Genomic DNA, 17,557 nt, shown 5'->3' with positions numbered 1-17,557 from the left:
ATAGGTAGCGTCTTCCTTTCAGGATATTCTTTTTAGATGTTTTTACTGACCTGATAGCTGAACCAGCTTCATCGTAGTATCTACTTTATCGCCTTCTTTTACCAGGACCTCTTCTACAATTGCATCAGATAAACTGATAATATTATTTTCCATTTTCATCGCTTCCACCACTAATAACAGATCACCTGTTTTTACGGCATCACCTGCTTTTACGTGCAACTTTATTACTTTACCCGGCATGGGGGAAGTAATATTTCCAGTTTTCGCTCCTGTGCCTGAATTAGCTTCGAAAACCTCATTGTCTACATAAGACATGTCGGGCCTTACTACAATATGTGTTAAGCCGTTCAGGGTGATCTCATAAGTGCCAATTTTCCTTTCATAGATGGCGACTATATGATCTGTGCCATCTAAGGTGAGCACATAATTAATCCCGTTAATATGGCTGATCCCGGCGCAATGCTTTTGATCTTTATATTGAAATTCGAGCGGCGCCGTTTTGATCAAATCAATGGATGCACTATTACCGTTAACTGATATATTCATTACACGGCTATGTCGCCAGTAACCAATAGCCTGCCAGATACTTTTCGGTTGATCATTGTTATAGATGCCAAGGCTTCCGGCTAAAGCAGCAGCCAATGGAATGGTAATATCGACCTGTTTCTTTTTTGCTGAAGTTGATCGATAATAGTCTCCAGGTTCTGGTCGATATATTTGGTAGATATTTTGTTCCCTATATAATCAGTATGCTGTAAAAGACCGGAAACAAATTCATTATTCGTTTGGATGCCTTTAACCGCGTATTGCTGTAAGGCAAAAAGCATGGTTCGCCTTGCTTCTTCCCGGTCGGGTGCCCAAACAATCAGTTTGCTGATCATTGGATCGAAATCACCCGAAACGATATCACCGGTTTGTAGCTGCATGCCGTCTATTCTCAATGTCGCCGAAGACGACAACATAGAAGTTTGAAGCGAAGCCGCGTTAAACAAAGGTTCCTGGTAATATTTTAGTATGCCTGGAGATGGAAGAAAATGTTGTGCGGGATCTTCTGCGTATATCCGGCACTCAATAGCGTGGCCTCTCTGTACGACATCTGCTTGATTGAAAGATAAGGGTTCACCATTGGCTATTTTAATTTGCTGTTCCACAATATCAATACCCGTGGTCAACTCCGTTACCGGATGTTCTACCTGTATCCGGGTGTTCATTTCCAGGAAATAGAAATTCAGGCTTTCATCCACCAGGAACTCCATGGTGCCCGCGCTGTAATAGCCTATCGATTGTGCTAATGCAACAGCAGCAGCGCAAATCCGTTCGCGCACTTCATTTGAAAGCGTTGCGGAGGGCGCTTCTTCGATAATTTTCTGATGCCGGCGTTGCAAAGAGCACTCCCTTTCATATAAGTGAAGTAGCTTGCCCTGCTGATCGCCGAGCACCTGCACTTCAATATGTCTTGGTTTTGCAATATACTTTTCAATATAAACCGTGCTGTCTCCAAAATAATTTTTTGCTTCCCGCGCTGTAGCTTCCAGCGCCAATTGAAAATCACCTTCCTGTTCTACTACACGCATGCCCTTACCGCCGCCTCCGGCCGCCGCTTTAATCAGAATAGGGAACCCGATGCTGTTATAGCTTTTTAGTAATTCTTCGGTGGTGCCGGTTATCCCTGGTGTAACCGGTACACCGGCTCGGGTAGCGCAATCCCTGGCTGCAATCTTATTGCCCATTGATAGCATTGCTGCTGCTGATGGACCGATAAAAATAAGTCCTGCTTTGGTGCAGGCTTCTACAAAAGCAGCATTCTCCGAAAGGAAACCATAGCCGGGATGTATTGCATCTGCGCCCGTTTTTAGGGCAGCCGCAATATTAGCTTCCATATTGAGATAGGTTTCACTTAGCTGGGCGCCTGGTAACCATACCGCCTGGTCGGCCTGCTTCACAAATGCCGACTCAGCGTCGGAGCTATTATAAACAGCGACGGTAGCGATGCCCATTTTTCGGGCAGTACGTTGTACTCTCAGCGCTATTTCGCCCCTGTTAGCGATCAGTATTTTTTGATCATAATATCTGCATTATTCAATCCAATTAGGTTTTCTTTTTTCCAGGAAAGCCGTCATACCTTCCTGGCCTTCTGCCGAAGCCCGTATTTCAGCGATCATTTTTGCGGTGTAGTCTATTACTTCTGTTTGGGAGATCTTATTGACAACCGTATCAATCAGCTTTTTACAATGGCTGATGGCCTGCGGTCCGCTGGTTAACAGTAATTGCAAAGTGGCCTGTAAATGGGCTTCGGTAGCATGTATATCACCAAAACATCGATTGACCAGTTTCAGGTTCTCTGCTTCCTGTCCATGAATGCGCTGACCTGTAAGCATTAAAGCTCTTGACGGGTACTCGCCGATACGCTTAATAATATAGGGAGCGATGCAGGCGGGGATAATACCGATCTTGACTTCTGATAAAGAGAAGATGGTATCTGCTTCGCAGAACGCGAAATCACATGCTGCCAGCAAACCATTAGCTCCGCCCATTGCAGCTCCATGTACAATAGCGAGCGTAGGCTTAGGGCAGGTATAAATGGTATGGAAGCAATTGGCCAGTTGCAGGCTTTCTTCGTAATTCTGTTCATAACCATATTGTGCAACGTCCCGCATCCAGTTTAAGTCGGCGCCTGCACAAAATACCTTTCCACGACCACGCAATACAATGGCCCTGATATCGGCTCTCTGCCCTTCTTCTTTAAAAGCGGTGATTAATTCCGCTATCATTATTTCATTAAAAGCATTTCTTACATCGGGCCGGTTCAGCCAAATCGTGCTGACCTGGTAATTATGTTCTACTTCGAGCGTTGTATAGTTCATTATTAAAAGTTCATAGTTTATTGTTCATTGTTCATTGTTAAGTTCCGTCAGGAACGACATAATGGTAAAAAAGAAAAATCTTTCTAAGTCCCGTAGGGACGGCACCTATAAGAGTTCTTTAAAAACATATCTTTCGTCATACTCTACTTCAAATTCCTGCAGGAAGTCCAGGTACTCCTCATGAAATGTTTTTTCTGATGATGCACTGCCTGGTTTTGTATGTAATTGATTACTGTAGGCAATTGGGACTTGCTATAGGAAAAAGCGCCATAACCTTCCTGCCATTCAAATTTCCCGGGTACTAATTTGTTATCATTGATCCATTTTGAAGATCCTCCTTTTACATCCTGCATTAAATCTGAAACAGATTGAGCAGGTCTTAAGCCCACTAGCAAATGAATATGATCTGCAACACCATTTATAATAATCATCTTATGATTATTAGCTTGCACAATACCTGTAATGTATTTATATAGGTTGTCTTTCCAATTCGGTTGTATTAAACCTGCTCTGTATTTAACAACGAATACAAAATGAATATGTATCTGTGTATATGTATTTGGCATGGTGTCGTCCCTACGGGATTTTATTTAAATTTTGAATTGTTTGCTACCGATATCTCGTCCCTACGGGACTCGATTTTATTGTGCATCTTTTGATTGCTAATCTATCATCTCTACGAGACTCATTCCATTTTGTTCTAAGGCTGATCATTATTATATTACGTATTTTCTGTCATCTGCCATCTGTAAACCGTCAACTTTCACTACATCCTAAACACTCCATACTTTGTCTCCGCCCATTTCCTGTTCATCGAAGTCGCAATGCCCATGGCGATGATGTTTCGGGTATCGGCAGGATCAATAATGCCATCATCCCATAGCCGTGCCGTACTATAGTAGGCTGACCCTTCTGCTTCGTACTTATTTAAAATAGAAGTTCGTAAGGCTTCGCGGTCGCTATCAGCCAGCTCTTTCCCCTGTGCTTTTAACTGCTCTTCTTTTACGGATACCAATACGCCTGCTGCCTGTTCGCCACCCATCACTGATATTTTAGCGTGGGGCCACATAAAAAGAAAACGGGGATCATAGGCTCTGCCACACATCGCGTAGTTGCCGGCACCGAAAGATCCCCCAATCACTACTGTAAACTTAGGCACGTTCGCATTGGCCACTGCGTGTACCATTTTAGCACCGTCGCGGGCAATGCCTTTTCTTTCATACTCTTTGCCTACAATGAAACCGGTAATGTTCTGCAGAAACAGGATCGGGGTATTACGTGAAGTACAGAGCTCCACAAAATGGGCGCCCTTTAAAGCAGATTCCCCAAACAGCACGCCATTGTTGGCAACAATACCTACCGGCAATCCCATGATATGCGCAAACCCGGTAACGAGAGTGGGGGCATACTTCTCTTTAAACTCGTGGAAGCGGCTTCCATCAACCAGCCTGGCGATAATCTCTTTTGGATCGACTGGTTTCTTCAAATCGGTTTGAACAATTCCATATAATTCCTCAGCATTATACAGGGAGGCTCTATCGGCATTACATCTAATAGTTGCTTTTCCGCAGGTTTAAAAGTTTGTACAAGGTTGCGACAGATCGCTATGGCATGTGCATCATTTTCAGCAATATGATCGGCGACTCCGGAAATAGAGGTATGCACTTCTGCGCCGCCCAGCTCTTCAGCAGATACTTCTTCTCCGGTAGCCGCTTTTACCAGTGGCGGACCACCTATAAAGATCGTACCCTGGTTGCGCACAATAATGGTTTCATCACACATCGCGGGAACATAAGCGCCCCCTGCGGTGCAGGATCCCATTACGATGGCAATTTGAGGAATACCCAAACCCGACATCCGCGCCTGGTTATAAAAGAAACGGCCGAAGTCGTGCCGGTCGGGGAAAACCTTATCCTGCTCCGGAAGGAATGCACCGCCGGAATCCACCATATAAATGCAGGGCAAATGATTTTCAAAAGCTATTTCCTGGGCTCTTACATGCTTTTTAATCGTGTATTGCATGTAGGTGCCGCCTTTTACAGTGGCATCGTTGGCAATAATCATCACTTCACGGCCATGAACCACACCAATGCCGGTTACAATACCGGCAGAAGGGAACTGATCTTCATGAATACCATTAGCCGCCAGTGGGGATAATTCCAGGAAGGGGGTATTGGCGTCGAGCAACTGGTTGATCCGTTCGCGAGCCAGTAATTTACCTCTTTGCTGATGCTTCTCAATGGCTTTATTACTTACAGGCTGTATTACGGCAGCCATCCGTCTGCGCCACTCCTCTAGTATAGGCTGGTAAGCTTGCTTATTAGCTGCAAAATCAGCCGATTGCGTATCGATCTTTGATTGAATAGGGTACAAGGTCGTTTTTCTTTTATTGATCTAAATTTAAGCGAAGTAAAGGATTTTTATTCAAAACTAACAGTTGTTAGTTTTGTTTTGTAATTTTGTTGGTCTTTAAAAAGATTGGCTACACACTAAAAATTACCGGTTGCCTGGAAAGACTTTCTTTTGTTAAACGGGACCAGGTATGTCTCAGTAATCTTTGCTAACAGATGGGCAGCTATGAAAATGAATGACTTACTGCTGTGTCTTGCGGAAAAATAAATTTTGCTCCGGCTCAACAAATGGTAAGCTTCGTTGTTAGTGTTTCCGAAAGCGGGCTATTTGTCTTAATTTTGCCCGCCCGTTCGGTCAGACGGGCAAAAATTTTCAGCAGATAATGAAGAAAATTCATATTATTTTATTGGTTTTAACTGCTGCTGCCATAGCGGTTTTAGTAAGTTTTTACAAACCACCACTACTTATGATACGGTTGCTATAGCAAAATCTAAACCGGGAAAATTTGTGCACCTCATGGCTAAATGGGATAAGTCGCAGCCGATGGAGTACGATGCTATCAAAAACCCTAATTATTGGCTTTTACTGCTATCGACACATTAGGCGATAAAGTGAAAGTAATTTATCACAGCCCTAAGCCTGAAAATTTTGAATTAAGCGAAAGGCTGGTAATGAAAGGAAAATATGAAGAAGGACAGTTTGTTTGCCAGAGCATTCAAACCAAATGCCCCAGTAAATACAAGGATCAGGATCCTTCCAAGCATCCCGGAAATAAAAAGATTCAACCTACAACAATACGGTAGCCCGGGTTTCTAAAGTTAAACAGTAATATTTATGGAGTACGCAGGCGAGCATCTTTTGCCCGGTCAGGTCGGACATTTATTTATTTTAGTTTCTTTGGTTGCTTCGCTTACAGCAGCATTCGCGTATTTCAAAGCAGTGCAGGCCACGCCTGATGCCAAGGCTGGCTGGTTGAAGCTGGGTAGAATTGCTTTTTTGACCGAGGTTGCCTCCGTGCTGATTATTTTTGCAGCACTCTTACATATACTTTATCATCATTTATTTGAATATAAATACGCCTGGCAACATACCAGTCTCTCCCTTGAGTTTAAGTATATCATGAGTGCTTTTTGGGAAGGACAGGAGGGAAGTACTCTTTTATGGGCTTTCTGGCATTGTGTTTTAGGTGTTATTATTATTAAAAGAGAAAAGCAATGGGAAGCGCCGGTAATGTCGGTGGTGAGCTTTGCCCAGTTCTTTCTGGCTACTATGGTAATTGGTATTTACATCTTCGATGTGAAGATCGGGTCCAATCCTTTTATTTTACTAAGAGATTCCGGTGTGCTGAACGAAGCGCCGGGTATGCATATTAATTTTGATCTTTCTCAACCGCTGCGCCCCGACTACTTGTCAATGGTGACGGACGGAAATGACCTCAATCCATTACTACAGAATTATTGGATGGTGATCCATCCGCCTATATTATTCCTGGGTTTTGCGTCTACCTTGATACCCTTTGCTTTTGCAATGGCTGGCATCTGGACCAAAGACATTAAAGGTTGGGTAACACGTGCTATACCCTGGACTTTGTTTTCTGTTGCTTTTCTGGGTTTGGGGATAATGATGGGGGCGAAATGGGCTTATGAGTCATTGAACTTTGGAGGCTATTGGGCCTGGGATCCCGTGGAAAATGCTTCACTTGTACCATGGATGATCATGGTCTCGGGGCTGCACACCATGCTGATCTTTAGGCATAGCGGTTATTCGTTAAGATCTTCATTCCTATTTCTTGCCCTGTCTTTTGTATTTATTGTGTACTCCACTTTCCTTACCAAAAGCGGGGTACTTGGAGATTCTTCTGTACATGCCTTTGCAGACATTGGTATGAATGGCCAGCTATTTCTTTTCCTGATCGTATTTGTTTGGCTGCCTCCGTTTTTTGCTGCATCTACCAATCAACAAAGATTGATTATTGCAGGTGTAACCACAGTACTGTCCCTGGCAACCTATTTCCTTGCAGAGAAAATACCCGGATTCCCGTTATATGTTATATTAGGTGGCGTGATCACTTTCATCGTATTGCTGAATAAACAGGTGCCATCTATTAAGAAAGAAGAGAGTGTCTCATCAAGGGAGTTCTGGATGTTTATAGGGGCCCTGGTGTTTTTCCTGGCAGCAATGATCATCATCTTCCAGACCTCTTTACCGGTATTCAACAAGCTGTTCAATTCGAACAAAGCGCCCGGCGAAAATGATGAATTTAATTATAATAAGATCCAGGTGCTGATTGCCTTTGTTATTGGTATTCTTACGGCCATTACACAGTACCTGAAGTATAAAGCCACAGACACTAAGTTTTTCTGGAATAAGATATTGGTGCCAACCATCATTAGTGCCTTGGTGGCTACATTTATCCTGGTGTTCGTAAAAATCAATTACGATACGCATGGCATGGGCTTCCTGATCAATATATGGCTGGCTTTAGTAGCAACCGTTTATGCTACCATTGCCAATGCCGCTTATATATGGGTGGGTTTGAATGGGAAATTGAAGAACAGTGGCGGCTCTATTGCCCATTTTGGTTTTGGATTGATGTTGGTGGGGATGATTCTATCCTCATCTAAGAAAGAAATACTATCCTGGAACACCAGCGGTATCGCCGTGCCATTTGGAGAGGATAGCAAGGAAAAAACAGGAGAAAACCTTACCCTCGTAAAAGGCGTGCCGATGCAAATGCATGACTATATGGTAACCTATGTAGGCGATTCGGCGCATCCTAAAAAGGAACAAACCTATTTCAAGGTGCATTTCAAGTCCAAGAAAACCAACGAAGAATTTACCTTATTGCCTGATGCATTTGTGAATTATAAAGGTAACGAAGGCCTGATGGCAAACCCTTCAAGCAAACACTACTGGAACCATGATGTGTTTACTTATGTGTCTTCTTTTTATAAACCAGATGGTAAGAGCGATACTGTTAGCTTTAAACCCAACACAGTTCATTTAAATGATACAGTGTTTTACAGTAAAGGTTATATCATTGTAGAGAAGCTGGCCGCCAAAGATAATTTGCCGGTAGCGGTTTTTCGAAAACCGACACCGGTTATACGGCATCTGTAAAAGTGCAACAATTAAATGGCCCTTCTTACAGCGCAGACCTTTTAATGATACGCAACCAGGGCAATACGCTTTATCAAAACCTGGATACCATCACTTCGCAGGGGCTGGTGTTAAAGCTGGATGATGTGGGCGGCGATAAAATCACGCTGGGAGTTAAGGAGTCTGACGATGTTTTAGAATACCTTACATTAAAAGCGTATAAATTCCCGTATATCAACCTGGTTTGGGGTGGCGTTGTATTCCTGGTAATAGGCTCGGTAGTGAGCATGTTCCGTCGCATTAAATTACAAAGATTGAAAGCTGCCTAGGCCTTACGTTATAGTTATTCACTGATTTTTTCATATATTGCTGTAATATCAGATGTATGAGCATCTGATTACTAAATACTTTATATGAGAAAGACCATCTTTTTACTTTTCGTACTACTTTCTACTTCTGTATTACATTCACAATCTCAATCTTACAAAGGAAAAACAGGTTTCGCCATTTCGTTGCCCCTTGTATACAATACACAGTATTTTGACTACAGTCATTTTCGAAATAGAAAAGTGAACCGAACCCGGATAATCGGTATCGGCGCCTCCTTATATAGGAGTTTAGGTAAGGATGCCGTCTCTTTTGGAGCAAGTTACCAGTTTAACATCGATCCCGAATTGGCGCAGGCAAAGGGCTATCAGTCAAGTCGGCAACATGTCGAAAACCTGGCTTTTGATTTCCTTTACAATAAGAGTATTCATCGAAATATTAAACTACTTGGAGGGATAGGATTATCCAGGTATAGGTATATACTTAAGGATATTTGGTTGAAGCCAACAGACTTAGGAAAAGACTCAAGTTATAAAAAGAATGATTTTGTTGTAGGTCCCAATTTGGGTGTTCAATTCAGGATCAACAATTTTTTAAGTACCAGCCTTATATACAGACCTGGAATAATTTCATTGAACTCGAAACATTATTTTCACAACATTAGTTTAAGTTTTGACATCCATCCGCTGCATATTAAAGGAAGTGTGCCTAAAAGAGAACGACCTGTACCAAAGTTCAGGCGATAGTATAGCTATATCACGTCACGGCTTATTAGTGTTTTTGTAAATAATTGGTATTTATACAGTTAGGCGATGTGTTGAAGCGTAAAGCTTTATCTTTCATGTGTTGACTGGAGCCTTTTCCACATATTTTATTTATATATTGAAAATTGGGGTTTTGATCGTACTTTTGCGGCCTGAAAACCAACAATTCTAAGAATGGCAGGCCAGTTAAAAGAAGTTCGTAGTCGTATATCATCTGTGCAGAGCATGCAGCAAATTACAAAAGCCATGAAAATGGTGAGTGCTGCCAAGTTCCGTCGTGCACAGGATTCAATTGTGCAAATGCGCCCTTACGCGCAAAAATTGCAGGATGTGTTAAGCAATATTGTGAGCAACAGCGATGGCGAAATTCAAATGGCTTTAGCTTTAGAAAGAACGTCCTGTAGAAAAAGTATTGTTGATTGTGATTACCAGTGATCGTGGATTAGCAGGTGCTTTTAACTCAAATGTGGTAAAGCTGGCCCGCAATGTGATCAGGGAAAAATACCAATCTCAATTTGATAAAGGTAATGTGACTGTTTGGAACCTGGGTAAGAAAGGGTATGAGGCTTTAACCAAATTTGGTTACAATACAAGTGCAGAGCATAAAGATATCTTTTTACAATTGAGCTTTGATAACGTGCAGAAGATTTCCCAGGCAGCTATGAAAGCTTATGAGGAAAAACAATTTGACGCTATTGAGATTGTTTACAGCCAGTTTAAGAATGCCGCTACGCAGATCTTTACTGCAGAGCAATTCTTGCCTATTCCTAAAGTAGAGAATAAAAAAGGCGGCACTAAAGCTGATTTTATATTTGATCCTAACAAGGCTGAGCTGATTGCTGAGCTGATGCCCAAAATATTAAACACGCAGTTGTATAAAGCTGTGTTGGACTCACATGCCTCAGAGCATGGCGCCCGTATGACATCGATGGATAAAGCAAGCGAAAACGCTAACGAAATGCTGAAAAGCCTGAAACTGTCTTACAACCGCGCAAGACAAGCTGCTATTACCACAGAGCTTACAGAAATTGTAAGTGGTGCAGCAGCATTACAGGGTTAATTTTCGTTCAAGGTTACAGGTTTAAAGTTTCGAGGTTGCACTATCAACTTTAAATTTTAAATCTCAAAACTTTAAACATTAATAATGGAAATAGCCGAGTTAATTCCACATATCGAAGCACTGATTTTTGCAAGTGAAAAACCTCTATCTTCTTTAGAGGTTACTGATTTGTTGAACAGTGCTTTTGGGTTTATGGAGGATAAAATCACCCTGGACCAGGTGGAAGCGGCGATTGATGGTGTGAAGGAAAAGTATGTTTCAGAATTCTATCCTTTTGAAATAGTACAAAGTGGTGGCGGCTGGCAATTTTTAACCAAAAGAGTATCATAAAACCATTGCCCAGCTAAACGGCGATAAGTTTATGAAAAGGTTATCGGCAGCTGCCCTGGAAACACTGGCGATTGTGGCATACAAACAACCGGTAACCAAAGGTGAAGTGGAGGCGATTCGTGGGGTAAGTGCCGATTATGCGATACAGAAGTTGCTTGAAAAGGAGCTGATCATAATAAGCGGCCGCAACGAAAAGCTTCCCGGGCATCCATTGGTATATGGCACTTCTAAATCCTTTATGGATTATTTTGGGATTAACTCATCTGATGAATTACCGAAAATTAAAGAGGTACTGGCGGAGCAAATGATAGAGCCAACTTCTATTGTAAACGGAATGACCGTTAACGATGAAGCGTTGTTGGATGAAAATGGGAATCCGCTGGCAGTATCTGAAGATGGTGAATTGATTGAAAATACAACTATGATCAACGAAACTGAAATAAGCGAGGAACAACTAACAGCCGGCGGTGATGAACTGGGTGTGGTGGAAACTACCGCTGATGATGAGATAGTAACGGATGGTGATGGTGCAAAAGCGCCTGGCGAAGAGGAAGTAGCTTTTGATGATGAAAAGAAGCAGGTAACGGAAGAGATTCCCGGAAGTGAAGCGAAAGACGAGGAAACAGATGAAGAAGAGAAGAAGGATGAAGATGACGAGCCTGCCTACTAAATGAGATTAGAAGATCTGATTATATTCAACCGGCAGTACAAGTACTGCTTTTTTATACCTGGTATTATGGAAAATGAACTAAGCCTTGAGCAGCTAAACAAAATAGCGAACGAATACGGTACTCCGTTATACGTTTATAACGCGGATAAGATTGTAACACAATATAAGAGACTCACTACTGCATTTCAAAGTGATAAAGTGCGTTTTTTTATGCCTGTAAGTCGCTTACCAATATTAATATTTTAAAGGTTTTAAAGGCAGAAGGCTGTAATATAGATTGTAGCTCGATCAATGAAGTGAAGCTGGCGCTGTACGCAGGTTTTGAACCAAAGAACATTTTATACACCAGTAATGGCATTGCTTTCGCTGAAATTGAAGAAGCACAGTCGCTTGGTGTTATTATTAATATTGATAGCCTGTCTAACCTCGAAAAGTTTGGGAAAAGATTTGGCAATAGCTACCCTGTGGGTGTTCGGTTAAGGCCTAATATTATGGCAGGCGGAAACCTGAAAATATCTACCGGGCATGATAAAAGTAAATTCGGCATACCGGTAGATCAGCTGGAGGAACTGGTAAGTGTAGTTAATGAAAACCAGATTCAAATCACTAACCTGCATATCCATACAGGAAGCGATATTAAAGATCCGGATGTTTTTGTAAAAGGGATAGAAGTGTTGTTTGATATCATTCCTCATTTCCCTTATCTAAAATCAATCGATTTAGGCGGTGGTTTTAAAGTAGCCTATAAAGAAGACGATCCTTTTATTAATGTAGAAGAACTGGCTGAAAAAGTACTGCATACTTTCGAATCGAACGAATTGACCAAAGATCTGCAGATATGGTTTGAACCCGGCAAATTCCTGGTAAGTGAGAGTGGCTATTTTATTACACAGGTAAACGTATTAAAGGAAACTTCAGCAACCACGTTCGCAGGCGTGAATAGCGGCTTTAATCACCTTATACGACCCATGTTCTATGATGCCTACCACCGCATCCAGAATTTAACGAATCCAAACGGTGAGGTAAAAGAATATACTATAACAGGAAATATTTGTGAAACAGATACGTTTGCCTGGTCGCGCCCTTTACCAGAAATACGTGAAAGCGATCTGTTGGTATTTTATAATGCAGGAGCCTATGGTTTTGAAATGTCGAGCAATTATAACGCACGTTTTAAACCGGCAGAGGTACTGGTGGAAAACGGGCAGCCTCGCCTTATTCGTCGCCGGGATGTTTTTGAAGACTTATTAAAGAATCAGGTGCTTTAATTTGTATTAACATTTGTTTTTTCAGTACTGTAATATCTTGCTGACCGAAGTATTACAGGTTTGTGAACGTGTACATTGCCAATGTTCGGATAGCTGAACGGTTAAAGTATGACATTTATTGCTCCTACGCCACTTGTTAGCTGTTGCGGAGTATGTATTACAGTACTTCTTAAAATATCTTTTTAGTTCTGTTAATCGGAATAATTTTTATAGATTTATCCTTTAATCTAAAAACGCATTGCATGACAACTCTTAAAGGTCCGGGTATATTTCTCGCACAGTTTTTAGGCGATAAGCCGCCGTTTAATAATTTTGAATCCATTTGCCTTTGGGCGGCAGAAAAAGGATTTGTAGGAGTGCAGATCCCGACCGGCGATCCGAATATTTTTGATTTAAAGTTAGCGGCAGAAAGTAAGACCTATGCCGATGAAATAGCGGGACTGGCTTTATCATGCGGGTTACATATTTCTGAACTATCTACGCACTTACAGGGCCAGCTGGTTGCAGTTCACCCTGCTTACGATGATCTTTTTGATGGCTTTGCACCGCAAGAGGTGAGAGGTAATTCTAAAGCCAGAACGGAGTGGGCGGTGCAACAATTGAAATATGCAGCAAAAGCTTCTCAAAACCTGGGATTGAACGCACATGCTACTTTCAGCGGATCTCTGCTTTGGCATACTTTTCATCCCTGGCCACAGAGGCCAGCAGGACTGGTAGATGAAGGGTTTACTGAACTGGCTAAACGCTGGACCCCCATCTTAAATTATTTTGACGAATGTGGCGTAGATGTTTGCTATGAGATCCATCCCGGAGAAGATCTGTTTGACGGAGAGACTTATGAAATGTTTCTTGAAAAAGTAAACAATCATAGCCGGGCTTGTTTATTGTACGATCCCTCTCATTTTGTTTTGCAATGCCTTGACTATATTCAGTATATCGATTTTTACCATGAGCGTATTCGTGCATTCCATGTAAAAGATGCGGAGTTTAATGCAACCGGCAAGCAGGGCACTTTTGGCGGCTATCAAAGCTGGCTGAAAAGAGCGGGAAGATATCGTAGCCGTGATGGACAGGTAGATTTTAAAACCATCTTCTCCAAACTCGCAGAATACGATTATAAGGGATGGGCTGTAATGGAGTGGGAGTGCTGCTTAAAGCATCCTGAAGACGGTGCTACAGAAGGAGCCGAGTTTATTAAAAAACACATTATAAGGGTAACAGACAAAGCTTTTGATGACTTTGCTGCAACTGCTACCAATACCGATTTTAATAAAAAAGTATTAGGGCTTGAACAATAATTAATACTTTAGCTATAAATATATTATATGAAGAAAATTATACTCTCGTTATCTGTTTTATCTGTAATTGCTGCCTGCGGCGGAGGTGATGCTGAAAAGAAAGCGGATGCAGGATCTACTTCCACATCGTCTACTTCTGAAACTGCTTCATCATCTGATCTTTCATCTAATCCTGTTTATCAAAAGGGATTGGAATTAACAGGTAAATATCAATGTCCTACCTGTCATAAAATTGATGAAAAGCTTACCGGGCCCGGTTATCGCGAAGTAGCTAATAAATATGCAGGAGCAGATGAAGCGACTATCAGCAAGCTGGCTAAGAAAGTGATCGAAGGTGGTTCCGGTGTTTGGGGCGAAGTGCCTATGACGCCGCATCCAAATGTTACCGAGCAGGAAGCGAAGGATATGGTGGCCTATATTCTTTTATTAAAGAAATAGTTGTTTGCTATTCGCTGGGATGGAGAGATTGCCTGTGTTAACAACAGGCATTGATCGTTGCGTTTATTAATTAAGAAATCTATATGAAGAAATTTGCATCATTAGCCTTTGTGGCTGCTTCGGCGTTTGCTGTTTATTCCTGTACGCCCAAGCCTACAAAAAATCCGCCGCCAACCACCACGCCGGCTCCAAAGCCTACCCCGCCTGCTCCGCAGCCTAAACCTGAACCGGCAAAACCGGCCCCGGTTCCTGAAGTTGCAGCCAACGTGTTAACAGCTAAGGAAAAAGCTGCTGGTTGGAAGTTGTTGTTCGACGGAACATCTACAGACGGTTGGCATGCGTATGGATCTAAATCTATAGGTACGGCCTGGAAGACAGCTAATGGTACTTTATACCTGGATACCAACCCGGGAGGCGCGCCTAAAACAGGCGGCGATATTGTGTCTGACAAAGAATATGGCAATTTTGAATTGCAGGTAGACTGGAAGATCGACAAGAACGGTAACAGTGGTATTTGTATTTACAGCCATGAGGATAAAGCGAGGTATAACTGGATGTGGGGCACTGCACCTGAGATCCAGATAGTGGATAATGAAGGCCATCCCGATGGTAAAATATTTAAACACCAGGCAGGAGATCTATATGATCTGATCCCTGCAAAAAGCCACGCTGAAAATCCACCACTGGAGTGGAATACTTATTTGATTCGTTGTGTGAACGGCAAACTGGACATACATTTGAACGGTGTGCACATCATCGATACCCAGCTTTGGAATGATAACTGGCGTGCATTGATCGCAACCAGTAAGTTTAAAAATGCACCTGATTTCGGTACTTACAAAGTAGGCCGTATTGGTTTACAGGATCACGGCAATAATGTGTGGTTCAGAAATATTAAGATCAGAGAATTATAGTTTTAAAGGGCAACTTTTTATACGAACGCTTCGGGTTTAACCCGGAGCGTTTCTTTGTCTCCAGAGTCTCCAAAAGGAGGACTCTGGAGAATTTTACTTTTGACGAATCTCTCATTCCCATAATCGTTGTAAGAAGCCTTACCACCCAATTCCATAATCTTCTCCATGGTTGCTCGATCCGCCCCATAAGCTGCCGTGTTTCCAATCAAAGAATATAGCATTGATCGGCCCGCTGGTTCGGTCATCAAAGCTAAGCGTATAGCCCATTTTCTTTAACTCGTTACGGGTAGTTTCTTTAATATTGTCGTTCAATAAGATGCTGCCGGGACGTGGTTTGCGATCTTCCATCTTTGTTCCGCCCAATGATAGCCATAGCTGGTTGCTGTTGAAATTGGCGGCTTCGGTAGCTTGTTGTACGGTCATGCCGAATTCCACCATATTTAAAAAGAATTGCAATAAGTTTTGTTCCTGTGTATCTCCACCCTGCACTGCAAAAGAGAGAAATGGCTTGCCGTCTTTCAATGCCAACGAAGGTGTTAAGGTTACCCTTGGTCTTTTACCCGGCGCTACCACATTAAAAGGATTGATGATCTCGTCTAAAACAAAGCTTTGCATACGCTGGCTCATGCCGACACCCGTGTTGCCTGCAATGCATGCCGGGAGCCAGCCTCCGCTGGGTGTGATAGATACTACCCAGCCATCCTTATCCGCAGCTTCTACGCTGGTAGTGCCCCGCCATAAACGGTCCATATACAACTCATCTGTAGGCAGTGAATGGATAAATGAATTGCCTGCTCTTATATCATGGGTGGGTATAAACTGACGGGTCGAGCTATCGGTGCTAAAACTTCTTTTTTAAGCAACTCCAGGTAGGGGTTGGTTTTGTTTTCGAAAGGGTAGGGATCTCCCGGACCCATAGCCGGGTCATTTTGATTCAGGTTTATTAATGCCGCACGTTTTTTGCATAGTCTTTGCTCAGCAGTCCTTTGATGGGTTCAACGGGTGGCATATACGGATCGCCATAATAAAAATCCCGGTCGGCAAAACTCAGGTTCATGGCCTGGTAAACAGTATGAATATACTGGCTGCTGTTATAGCCCATCTTTTTCAGATCAAAGTTTTCCAGTATGTTCAGGGCTTGTAACAGGAAAGGCCCCTGTGTCCAGGATTGCATTTTATATACATCAATGCCTTTGTAGTTGGTGTGTACTGCCTCCTCTTCTATCGGCTTCCAGTTCGCCAGATCCTGTAGCGTAATTAAGCCACCCTGTTCCTGGCAGCCTCTTACAAATTCTTTAGCAATGTCACCCTTGTAAAAACGATCGTAAGCAGCCATAATCGCCACTTTACGGCTTTTCTTTTGTTGCAGGGCCTGTTGTTCGGCCTCTATCATTTTGTTTAATGTAGCCAGTAGATCTTTTTGCACGAAGATCTCACCCGCTTCAGGGGCTTCGCGCTTTTCGCCGGGATGTGTTAAAAATGTCTTGCGGCTGTAAGGCCATTCTTTGATCCTGGCTTTATTGCGTTCAATGCTGTTGGCGGTTTGCGCTTCTATGGGGTAACCTGCAGCTAGCTGCATAGCTGGTTCCAGCACTTCTTGTAAGCTTTTGGTACCGTAATTGGCCAGCATTAAACAGATACCGCCCGGCGTGCCTGGTGTGGTAGCCGCCAGCGGACCATATTCAGGTGGGAACGAGTATCCTTTCATTTTAAAAAAGTCAACAGTGGCTCCTGTTGGCGCTACGCCCATCGCATTAATAGCAATTACCTTTTTCGTTTTGGGATTATAAATAAGCGCCTGCGTTTCACCGCCCCAGCTGAGTACATCCCACATTGTACAGGTGGCGGCCAGCATGGCACAAGCAGCGTCTACGGCGTTTCCACCTTTTTGAAAAATTGCCGCACCCGCTGTGGCTGCCAAAGGCTTTCCTGTTATAGCCATCCAGTTTTTGCCGTGCAGTGGTGGCTTTTGCGTGGGTTGCGCAAACATACGACTGATCGAAAAGAATAAAAATGCGATAAAGAAGACAGGTTTCATGCTGATGGATTTGAAGGGTGTTTCAAATTTTGGCGTTAAGCGATATTCTTTTAATACGTCATTTCGAGCGCAGTTGAGAAATCTCCTGTTTTGCCGGAGGGTGCCTCACTTTGACCGGTATGACACTGGCTAAAA

19 protein-coding genes and 1 pseudogene are annotated in these 17,557 nt (G+C 42.7%); 12 read left to right on the top strand and 8 right to left on the bottom strand.

Annotation, left to right across the window (positions count from 1 at the left end; genetic code table 11):
* Window positions 1-42: 42 nt before the first annotated feature.
* From MKP07_RS32100 to MKP07_RS41635, 6 genes are all read right to left on the bottom strand, one after another.
* Window positions 43-642, bottom strand: a complete 600-nt coding sequence (locus MKP07_RS32100) for a biotin/lipoyl-containing protein (protein WP_240852160.1) — start codon at window positions 640-642, stop codon at window positions 43-45.
* The gene (locus MKP07_RS32095) at window positions 627-2,024 is read right to left on the bottom strand and encodes an acetyl-CoA carboxylase biotin carboxylase subunit (RefSeq protein ID WP_240852748.1); all 1,398 of its coding nucleotides are present in this window, start codon (window positions 2,022-2,024) and stop codon (window positions 627-629) included. Before MKP07_RS32095 ends, MKP07_RS32100 begins: the two co-directional genes overlap by 16 nt.
* Before the next feature lie 51 nt (window positions 2,025-2,075).
* A complete protein-coding gene (locus tag MKP07_RS32090; protein ID WP_240852159.1) occupies window positions 2,076-2,864 on the bottom strand; it encodes an enoyl-CoA hydratase-related protein in 789 nt (262 codons plus the stop codon).
* A gap of 143 nt (window positions 2,865-3,007) precedes the next feature.
* A complete protein-coding gene (gene tnpA / locus MKP07_RS32085; RefSeq protein WP_240852158.1) occupies window positions 3,008-3,430 on the bottom strand; it encodes an IS200/IS605 family transposase in 423 nt (140 codons plus the stop codon).
* Between the two features lie 200 nt (window positions 3,431-3,630).
* The gene (locus MKP07_RS41640) at window positions 3,631-4,350 is read right to left on the bottom strand and encodes a carboxyl transferase domain-containing protein (RefSeq protein WP_317236189.1); all 720 of its coding nucleotides are present in this window, start codon (window positions 4,348-4,350) and stop codon (window positions 3,631-3,633) included.
* The gene (locus tag MKP07_RS41635; protein ID WP_317236188.1) at window positions 4,347-5,237 is read right to left on the bottom strand and encodes a carboxyl transferase domain-containing protein; all 891 of its coding nucleotides are present in this window, start codon (window positions 5,235-5,237) and stop codon (window positions 4,347-4,349) included. Before MKP07_RS41635 ends, MKP07_RS41640 begins: the two co-directional genes overlap by 4 nt.
* A gap of 554 nt (window positions 5,238-5,791) precedes the next feature.
* Between MKP07_RS41635 and MKP07_RS32075 the strand changes: the two genes are divergently transcribed.
* The 12 genes and pseudogenes from MKP07_RS32075 (at window position 5,792) to MKP07_RS32025 (ending at window position 15,384) form a co-directional block, all read left to right on the top strand.
* Complete coding sequence (locus MKP07_RS32075; protein WP_240852157.1) at window positions 5,792-6,019, top strand: cytochrome c maturation protein CcmE domain-containing protein; 228 nt, start codon at window positions 5,792-5,794, stop codon at window positions 6,017-6,019.
* 31 nt (window positions 6,020-6,050) lie between these two features.
* Window positions 6,051-8,336: a cytochrome c biogenesis protein CcsA gene (ccsA, locus tag MKP07_RS32070; protein ID WP_240852156.1), complete on the top strand. Its 2,286-nt coding sequence runs from the start codon at window positions 6,051-6,053 to the stop codon at window positions 8,334-8,336.
* Between the two features lie 2 nt (window positions 8,337-8,338).
* Window positions 8,339-8,644, top strand: a complete 306-nt coding sequence (locus MKP07_RS32065; RefSeq protein WP_240852155.1) for a hypothetical protein — start codon at window positions 8,339-8,341, stop codon at window positions 8,642-8,644.
* An 84-nt stretch (window positions 8,645-8,728) separates the two neighbouring features.
* Complete coding sequence (locus MKP07_RS32060) at window positions 8,729-9,388, top strand: hypothetical protein (protein ID WP_240852154.1); 660 nt, start codon at window positions 8,729-8,731, stop codon at window positions 9,386-9,388.
* Window positions 9,389-9,580: 192 nt separating this feature from the next.
* Entirely contained in the window at window positions 9,581-9,841 is a 261-nt protein-coding gene (locus MKP07_RS40305) for a F0F1 ATP synthase subunit gamma (protein ID WP_262920098.1), read from the top strand.
* Window positions 9,828-10,466 carry an ATP synthase F1 subunit gamma gene (gene atpG / locus MKP07_RS32055; RefSeq protein WP_317236187.1) on the top strand — a complete coding sequence of 213 codons (639 nt, stop codon included), beginning with the start codon at window positions 9,828-9,830 and terminating at the stop codon, window positions 10,464-10,466. The genes MKP07_RS40305 and atpG overlap by 14 nt, the downstream gene beginning before the upstream one ends.
* A gap of 84 nt (window positions 10,467-10,550) precedes the next feature.
* Window positions 10,551-11,466, top strand: a pseudogene (scpB, locus tag MKP07_RS32050) (SMC-Scp complex subunit ScpB).
* The gene (locus tag MKP07_RS32045) at window positions 11,467-11,712 is read left to right on the top strand and encodes a hypothetical protein (protein ID WP_240852153.1); all 246 of its coding nucleotides are present in this window, start codon (window positions 11,467-11,469) and stop codon (window positions 11,710-11,712) included.
* Window positions 11,700-12,734 (top strand): diaminopimelate decarboxylase, encoded by a 1,035-nt coding sequence (gene lysA, locus MKP07_RS32040; protein WP_317236224.1) that lies wholly within the window; start codon window positions 11,700-11,702, stop codon window positions 12,732-12,734. The genes MKP07_RS32045 and lysA overlap by 13 nt, the downstream gene beginning before the upstream one ends.
* A gap of 242 nt (window positions 12,735-12,976) precedes the next feature.
* On the top strand, window positions 12,977-14,032 hold the full coding sequence (locus MKP07_RS32035) for a sugar phosphate isomerase/epimerase family protein (protein WP_240852152.1): 1,056 nt from the start codon (window positions 12,977-12,979) through the stop codon (window positions 14,030-14,032).
* Between the two features lie 27 nt (window positions 14,033-14,059).
* On the top strand, window positions 14,060-14,470 hold the full coding sequence (locus MKP07_RS32030) for a c-type cytochrome (protein ID WP_240852151.1): 411 nt from the start codon (window positions 14,060-14,062) through the stop codon (window positions 14,468-14,470).
* A gap of 83 nt (window positions 14,471-14,553) precedes the next feature.
* Window positions 14,554-15,384, top strand: a complete 831-nt coding sequence (locus tag MKP07_RS32025; protein WP_240852150.1) for a 3-keto-disaccharide hydrolase — start codon at window positions 14,554-14,556, stop codon at window positions 15,382-15,384.
* Window positions 15,385-15,522: 138 nt separating this feature from the next.
* Here the strand turns inward: MKP07_RS32025 and MKP07_RS32020 are convergent, their stop codons facing one another.
* Window positions 15,523-16,134: a gamma-glutamyltransferase gene (locus MKP07_RS32020; RefSeq protein ID WP_240852149.1), complete on the bottom strand. Its 612-nt coding sequence runs from the start codon at window positions 16,132-16,134 to the stop codon at window positions 15,523-15,525.
* A gap of 193 nt (window positions 16,135-16,327) precedes the next feature.
* Window positions 16,328-17,422: a gamma-glutamyltransferase family protein gene (locus MKP07_RS32015; RefSeq protein ID WP_240852148.1), complete on the bottom strand. Its 1,095-nt coding sequence runs from the start codon at window positions 17,420-17,422 to the stop codon at window positions 16,328-16,330.
* Window positions 17,423-17,557 lie beyond the last annotated feature (135 nt).

The sequence above is a fragment of the Paraniabella hibiscisoli genome (genome assembly GCF_022512515.1).
GTDB classification, from domain to species: domain Bacteria; phylum Bacteroidota; class Bacteroidia; order Chitinophagales; family Chitinophagaceae; genus Niabella; species Niabella hibiscisoli.
Note: the sequence above shows the minus strand (reverse complement) of the source record. Positions and strands in the feature narration are given on the sequence as shown.

Excerpts from the sequence above, each read along its gene's own strand:
- tnpA (WP_240852158.1), bottom strand. The coding sequence starts at position 3,430 with ATGCCAAATACATATACACAGATACATATTCATTTTGTATTCGTTGTT.
- MKP07_RS32020 (WP_240852149.1), bottom strand. The coding sequence starts at position 16,134 with ATGGACCGTTTATGGCGGGGCACTACCAGCGTAGAAGCTGCGGATAAG.
- MKP07_RS32015 (WP_240852148.1), bottom strand. The coding sequence starts at position 17,422 with ATGAAACCTGTCTTCTTTATCGCATTTTTATTCTTTTCGATCAGTCGT.
- MKP07_RS32025 (WP_240852150.1), top strand. The coding sequence starts at position 14,554 with ATGAAGAAATTTGCATCATTAGCCTTTGTGGCTGCTTCGGCGTTTGCT.
- MKP07_RS32090 (WP_240852159.1), bottom strand. The coding sequence starts at position 2,864 with ATGAACTATACAACGCTCGAAGTAGAACATAATTACCAGGTCAGCACG.
- MKP07_RS32035 (WP_240852152.1), top strand. The coding sequence starts at position 12,977 with ATGACAACTCTTAAAGGTCCGGGTATATTTCTCGCACAGTTTTTAGGC.
- ccsA (WP_240852156.1), top strand. The coding sequence starts at position 6,051 with ATGGAGTACGCAGGCGAGCATCTTTTGCCCGGTCAGGTCGGACATTTA.
- MKP07_RS32030 (WP_240852151.1), top strand. The coding sequence starts at position 14,060 with ATGAAGAAAATTATACTCTCGTTATCTGTTTTATCTGTAATTGCTGCC.
- MKP07_RS40305 (WP_262920098.1), top strand. The coding sequence starts at position 9,581 with ATGGCAGGCCAGTTAAAAGAAGTTCGTAGTCGTATATCATCTGTGCAG.
- MKP07_RS32060 (WP_240852154.1), top strand. The coding sequence starts at position 8,729 with ATGAGAAAGACCATCTTTTTACTTTTCGTACTACTTTCTACTTCTGTA.
- MKP07_RS32045 (WP_240852153.1), top strand. The coding sequence starts at position 11,467 with ATGAGATTAGAAGATCTGATTATATTCAACCGGCAGTACAAGTACTGC.